This is a genomic window from Anabaenopsis tanganyikae CS-531, assembly GCF_029891675.1.
Taxonomy (GTDB): Bacteria; Cyanobacteriota; Cyanobacteriia; order Cyanobacteriales; family Nostocaceae; genus Anabaenopsis; species Anabaenopsis arnoldii.
The window spans coordinates 1-6807 of the sequence record NZ_JANQDF010000143.1; the positions used below are offsets into that span (position 1 = coordinate 1).

Consider the following 6807-nt stretch of genomic DNA (forward strand, 5'->3'; position numbering starts at 1 on the left):
CTTAGTAAGAAAAATAGCCCATTAAAAGACCATTGTCCGTATAAAATCTTCCTTGTCCACTTTCCTTCCTTGTCTTCGGTAGTCTTGCCTTCACAGATCATATTAAAAACCTACCCTTGTAAGGAAGGGGGTGGGGTCAAACAATAGTTGATACACTAATCATACCTTTTAAAACATCTTCTAAGGGTATGGCTACGCCACGCCAGATATGACAGATATACTCGCTATTAACAATAGCTCGGTAATATATCACTTTTACTTGTATTACTATTAACTATGTAGCCAGCGGATTAACAACTTGAGCATCATCAGAAAAACAGGATAATTTTCCGGGAGTTTCCTAAATTTGATGATATATACTACCAGGAAATCATATTTGTTGGGCATTTTGGCATGACATAGAACTTTATTTAGGATATGCTATTAATACCGACAATATTGAATAGGTTTTTAGCATTTTTTTATTCATGAAATCGGCTAAGAATCACGATTTCTGGGGAGTTGTTTGGCATTGAAATTATCAAATTGGTAAAATTTATGTAGCAATAAAATAATTTACAAAAACTTCACAGAAATTTCCCATGTTGAATGTTATAAAATATAGCTGAGAGATGTGTAATCTATTCCCTCAAGCAAGGATACAAAATTTAAATTTTATATATCCTAAACAGAGGTAAATATCTATACATAACTCAACTGTTACGGGATTAATTCAGAGTGCGAAAAAACCTGGTAAAAAAAAGTACAAATCCCTGTTTTGTCAATGATAGCTATTAGCTAAAATAAAAAAATAGCCCATTTCTCGCTTAAATGATCACGAAGCTCTGCACTCACTAGTTAGTATATATAGCATCTATAGCGAGGGGAATTTGAGGATTTAAGACGTTGTAAAAAGATGCTGTAAATGGCGAAATCACTCAAATTTCAGGTTTTAATTCCGTTATAAACTATTTTGTTTTCTATGTAGTTAACTTCTTGGCTTGAGGTACAACATAGTCAATACTTACCAAGTTAGTCAGTTCAATTACTAGAATTTAAATCCATCTAAACATTGACCTAAATTCTAGTATTAAGGCTTACATATCTTTTAAATTCAACTGATCAAAAATTAGCATGGAACATATCTCACAACTCCGAACAAAAATTAGACAGGAAAGGGCAAATCCTGATATATTAGTAGTATCCCATCTATTTCTGCCAAAAAAAGCAGTGATTGGGGAATATCTCTATAATCGCTGTGTTCAAGACCCAGAAAGAGTAGTTGTTCTCACATCTGCTTGTTCTGGCGATCAAGTATTTGATGCGGCTCAAGAATTTCCTGTATATCGCTGGTTCAATTGTCGATACTGGTTGGGTAATTTTCTGGGAAGTCTATTACAACCTACTATCGATTTAGTCTGCTCATTTGTGCTAGCCATCAAACTCTATTTTCGTTATCATTACCGTTATATTGAATGGGGTCACGGCTACGATTTTCCAGCATTATTACTATTGAGCTATATCCTACCCATACGCTTTTTTATGTATCTCCATGGTAGCGATATTCTTGAGAGTTTAAATAATCCCATATGGCGATCGCTCTTAAAATTGACCCTGAAACGCGCCGAGGGAATTGTTTGTAACAGTTACGTCACCCAAGATTATCTCCACAAAACTTTCCGGTTAACCACTCCCACCCATGTTATTCAACCTATAGTCAGACCAGAAAAATTTGGTATTCAAAAGAATCAAGCTAATTTTGATGATTTACGTCAACGGGTGCGGGAAGCGTACAATATTCCGGAAACAGCAATAGTAATTCTTTCGGTAGGAAGGTTAGTCAAGGAAAAAAGCTTTGATCGTGTGATTGAAAACTTACCACTGCTACTCACAATTGGACTTGATGTTTACTATATACTTTGCGGACAAGGGCCATGTGAACCCGCATTAAAAAAATTAGCCCAGCGCTTGCGAGTAGACAAGCGAGTACACTTGACCGGACATATACCCGATGACCAATTAGCTGGTTATTATGCAGCTTGTGATCTGTTTGCGATGCTCAGTTCCTTAGACCCCAAGGAATGTATACAGGGTTTTGGTATTGTTTACTTAGAAGCAAATTATTTCGGTAAGCCTGTGATTGCTTCTCGTTTAGGCTCGGTGATTGATATAGTTCGCCATGAAGAAAATGGGATTCTCGTGAATCCCAAATCTGGATACGAAGTTTTTCAGGCTTTCAAACGATTGTGTAACGACCAGCATTTACGTGAAAAACTCGGTCGCAAAGGTAAACAATTAGCCAGACGCAAAACCCTTTACCGTTCGCTGTACCTATCTGAACCTATCCCTAATGGTGTGTTGAATTAACCACCACCTACAATGGTGACTATTTCTAAGCGATCGCCTGGCTGCATTTGTGTTTCTGGCCAAAATTGACGGTGTAAAATTTCACCATTATATTCCACCGCTACTAAACGGGGATTAAAACCGAACTGTTGCAGTAAATCTGGTAACAGCGTTTGGGAGGAGCAACTACGGGTTTCGCCATTTACCTGGAGTGTAATCTGATTAGACATCTTAAAGTGCTGATTTATCAACTGGTTATGGTTGGATGTGATGAAGCTGGGAAATCAAATATTGTGTTACCAGGGTCGGCTGTTCCGCTTGGATGATAGCTCGTACCACCGCTACACGTTCCGCCCCCGCTGCGATCACATCATTGATATTATTTGTATCTATACCCCCAATGGCAAACCAAGGAATTGAGCTATGTTGGGCGGCATAGGTAACATATTGTAAGCCCGCTGCTGGCTTATTTGCTTTCGTGGGGGTTTCATAAACTGGACCCACACCAATATAATCTGCACCTTCAGCAATTGCCTTTTGCATTTCTTCAGGATTGGTAGTAGAACGCCCTATCAAACGTTGGTGTCCTAGTAATTGTCTAGCCATGGCAATAGGCATATCTTGTTGTCCCAAATGTACACCATCTGCATCCACCGCCAAAGCTAGATCCACTCTGTCATTAACGATAAATAAAGCACCGTAGGAATGACATAATTCCCTTAATCTTGTCGCCCGTTCCACACGTATATAATCATCAGCAGTTTTCTCCCGGTATTGCACAAGGCTTAATCCAGCCTTGAGAGCAGCTTCCACCTGTGGGAGCAAATTTTCTGCGGGAGCAGTCACTAGATATAACTGCGATCGCCACAGTAGTTGATGACGCTGGTAGCCCATTAAACTAGTTTCTAGAGTATAAACACGATAACGCATCTGCTTCAAAGCTTTACCCATATCGGGATGGTAAAGCTTACCGTATTCTTCGAGCACCCGCATTGCTTCTTGGACACGACAAAAGTTTGCTTGTAATAGCGCCCCAATGCTAGAGCGTTGTTCTTCCTGCGGATGGGTCAATTCCGTACCCGGATCACCGGGTGTATCTCGCGCCGCCCGCAGTTCCGCAGTATGCCAATGAGCCAATTCTTGACGCAGGTACTTGCATTCCCCAACTAATTGCGCGTTATTTAACCCAAAGCGACACCATTCTTCTATAATTCGCAATCCTTCCCGGGCTCGGTCTAGATTAGCATCTAAAATCCGGTAAACAGCTGGCTGTATTTGCGCTTTTTGGCTGTTTGGCTCCACCATAACAACAACCCTATTATTACTTGCATTAAGTGGGGTAATATCAAAACTTTGAGACATTTTGATCAAAATTTTCTAGTCCGGTAATATCAAAAATAAGTACAAATTTAATATAATTTTATACATACCTTACTTGCTAGATAGATGAAACAGCAAAGATTTAAGAACGATATTATCATATATCTTAAACTGAACAAAAAGCATATATTCAGCAATTCACCTGCATAACACACAAAATATCTTTTTTTCTTTAATAGAGAATTATTTATCAGCAGGTCTAGTAACTTTTATTGTGTAATTTATTTGGGCAAAGTCAATCAATCATTTGCATCAAGTCCAATCCCCAACAGCTATTGCACAGCTAATAAAAGAATTGCATAGCTCAATGTACCACAAGCAAATGCCCAAAAACAGCTTTCTCTCTCTTCTGGTAGTTCTTCCTTCAGAACATTGAGGACAATACCACCAGCTAAAAACGCAAATAAAACCGCAACAATAGCCTGATTAATTTCCGTAACTGAGCCCAGAAACCAACCCACAATTATCGCCATTGATAATAGCCAACGACCAATTTTGTCATAGATTCTTTTGTGATGTTGACGCAAACCATGATCGTTAACCACAAAATGCAGCGCCATGGCCAAAGAAAATAATAATAAACCCTTAATATTTGAGTTCTCTCGTTGTACTAGCAAATACCCAATTAAGACATTATAAATCGCAAAAGCAGCAATATGTAGGAAAAAGAAATCTGTCGGCTTTCCTGTTGTTTCACTCCCTACAAGTGAAGTTTTCGCCAATCTCTCTAAGCCATAAAAAACCGTTAAACCTAAAAGTGCCACTATATAGACATGATGCTCTAAAAAACTCCATACCATATTTAAACTGCTTTGCAGTTTTACTTGTGCTTGACTCAGTTCTGGCAAAATGTGAATAAACACATAAGCTACAGATACACCGCTACCAAAGGATAAACCACGACTACGTGGTGTATATTTGAGAAATCTTAGTTTAGCTGCAAATAAATGTGTGGTGGCTAAGACAATCGCCGAAATCAAAGTGTTCATGCTTACTTCTAGTATTGATTCTCACAATTACCAGGTTGATGACTGTGAGCGATCGCATAATACCAATGATTGACATTCTTCATTCTCAGGGGATAAAAACTTTATTATAGGACTTAGACACATTTCGGAGAAAATTATATTTTTTGCTGGCATTCAGGGCGGCTCTTTACCAGATTGTGAGGATTGCAGTTTCCCCCCCCCAGTTAAGATATGATTCCAGCTGCATAAGTCCTATATTATTAGCATTTATCGAAAGTGGATTTATCCCAATTATGTATTCTCAATATTCTCAAGCAAAGCTCCTGCAATTACAGCTAACTCGCAACCTTGATCAATCGAATTCTTCCCAGGAATTAGTCTGGTTTTTGGTTTCTTCCATCTTATCTTTCACCCTAGGCTTAGGAGTAATAACTATAACTGTACTGGGTATCGGTTCCGGTAGAGTTTCGGCTCAAATACCTCAGACCTCCCAGGGTGAAAGCACAAGGTCTGAAGTGAAAATGTTATTTGTCAACCCCCGTCTGGGAAATAACACTTCGGGTAATGGTACTCAGAGCGCTCCTTTCCAAACTATTACCCACGCCTTGCAAGTAGCGACTCCCAATACAATGATTATCCTCTTCCCTGGTAATTATACTGCTGAGACTGGGGAGGTTTTTCCCCTCAACCTCAAACCGGGTGTTGTCATTCAAGGAGATAGTCCCAGCAAAGGACAGGGAATTACAATTAGAGGTGGTGGGACATTCCTTAGTCGCAGCTTTGGCGGTCAAAACGTCACTATCGTCGGTGCAGACAAGGCTGAGTTAAGTGGGGTAACGGTCACAAATCCCCAGCCCCGTGGTTATGGTTTGTGGGTTGAGTCCAGCAATCCTGTGATCACAAACAATACATTTACCCGCAACACTCAGGATGGGATCTCTATCAGTGGTAATAGCTCCCCCACAATTAGGCAGAATTACTTTCATCGTAATGGGGCGAATGGTATGACCATTGGCGGTAATTCCCAGGCGCAAGTGCGGGAAAATGTTTTTGAGGAAACAGGATTTGGCATCAATATTACTGACAATGCTGCGCCTATATTGGGCAGTAATCAAATTCAAAACAATCGCTATGGCATCATAGTACAAGGTAATGCTCGGCCGATTTTACGGCAGAATTTAATTCAAGGTAGTAGGGAAGATGGTTTAGTGGTTCTCACCCCAGCAATACCAAACCTAGGTACTATGACTGAAGTAGGTGGAAACCAATTTCGCAATAATATGGGCTATGATATTAATGCAAGTGGGAGTAACCAGAGGATTCCTGCAGTTGGTAATAACCTGTTCCCAAATCGCATTATTGGTAACGTAGACTTTCAAGCTCAAACAGCACCCATAGGTCAAAACCCTCAGCGGCCTACCCTCGCCAATCCTCCCATCCAGACAATCCCAGCCAATCAAGAAATTATCTCTTCTGCTCCCAGTCAGCCAAACCAAGCTAATCAATCACAGAGGAATTATCTCCAGATTGATCCTAATATTGTGGAATTTGTAGCCCCCCAGTCGCCACCTCCAGGTCAAGCACCTCCCTTTGGGGAATCACCTCTGTTACCAATTCCCAATCCCAGTACTCCTCCCACTCAGAGCATCGCATCTACTGAAAATCCGCCGGGTTTACGCTACCGCGTTGTAGTTAATATCACAAATAATCAGGAACGAGATCTAGTGCTAAACTTAGTACCAGAAGCATTTCCTACTGTCCGGCAAGGTCGCAGAGTGATGCAAGTGGGAGTGTTTAGCGATCGCAATAATGCCGATGAAATCCTCAATGTCCTCAAAAGTTTGGGTTTAAGAACTATAATGGAACCATTAAAATGATTTGTGCGAAAGCATCACCTGGCTTGTGAAATACACTTACCTCACCGCTCGGTTAAACTTACCCAAAACTACCCACTGGCAATTTTAGCGTTAACTTCTTGTTTCATAGACGGTTATCTGCTATATAAAACCTAGACAAAGCTAGACTTTACTTTCTACTTCAACGGGAGCATGGGAGCGGTTATCCCTTAGTAGACTTGCACGCCTTAGCCAGACGCGATATTTCTCTTAAGATTTACAAGAAAGACTACCGCTAT

At 40.3% G+C, this 6807-nt stretch carries 5 protein-coding genes; 2 read left to right on the top strand and 3 right to left on the bottom strand.

Annotated features, from left to right (window positions below):
• The first annotated feature begins 1113 nt into the window (after nt 1–1113).
• Nucleotides 1114–2346 (top strand): glycosyltransferase family 4 protein, encoded by a 1233-nt coding sequence (locus NWP22_RS14080; protein WP_271731617.1) that lies wholly within the window; start codon nt 1114–1116, stop codon nt 2344–2346.
• On the opposite strand, the gene thiS is transcribed toward NWP22_RS14080, so the two are convergent.
• The 3 genes from thiS to NWP22_RS14095 form a co-directional block, all read right to left on the bottom strand.
• A complete protein-coding gene (thiS, locus tag NWP22_RS14085; RefSeq protein WP_271731616.1) occupies nt 2343–2555 on the bottom strand; it encodes a sulfur carrier protein ThiS in 213 nt (70 codons plus the stop codon). The genes NWP22_RS14080 and thiS overlap by 4 nt on opposite strands.
• Nucleotides 2556–2580: 25 nt before the next feature.
• Nucleotides 2581–3687, bottom strand: a complete 1107-nt coding sequence (locus NWP22_RS14090) for a thiamine phosphate synthase (protein WP_280802010.1) — start codon at nt 3685–3687, stop codon at nt 2581–2583.
• A 290-nt stretch (nt 3688–3977) separates the two neighbouring features.
• The gene (locus NWP22_RS14095; protein ID WP_271731614.1) at nt 3978–4694 is read right to left on the bottom strand and encodes a hypothetical protein; all 717 of its coding nucleotides are present in this window, start codon (nt 4692–4694) and stop codon (nt 3978–3980) included.
• 272 nt (nt 4695–4966) lie between these two features.
• Here NWP22_RS14095 and NWP22_RS14100 point away from each other — a divergent pair, with 272 nt between their 5' ends.
• Nucleotides 4967–6550, top strand: coding sequence for a DUF1565 domain-containing protein (locus tag NWP22_RS14100; RefSeq protein ID WP_280802011.1), 1584 nt, complete (start codon nt 4967–4969; stop codon nt 6548–6550).
• Nucleotides 6551–6807: the final 257 nt, after the last annotated feature.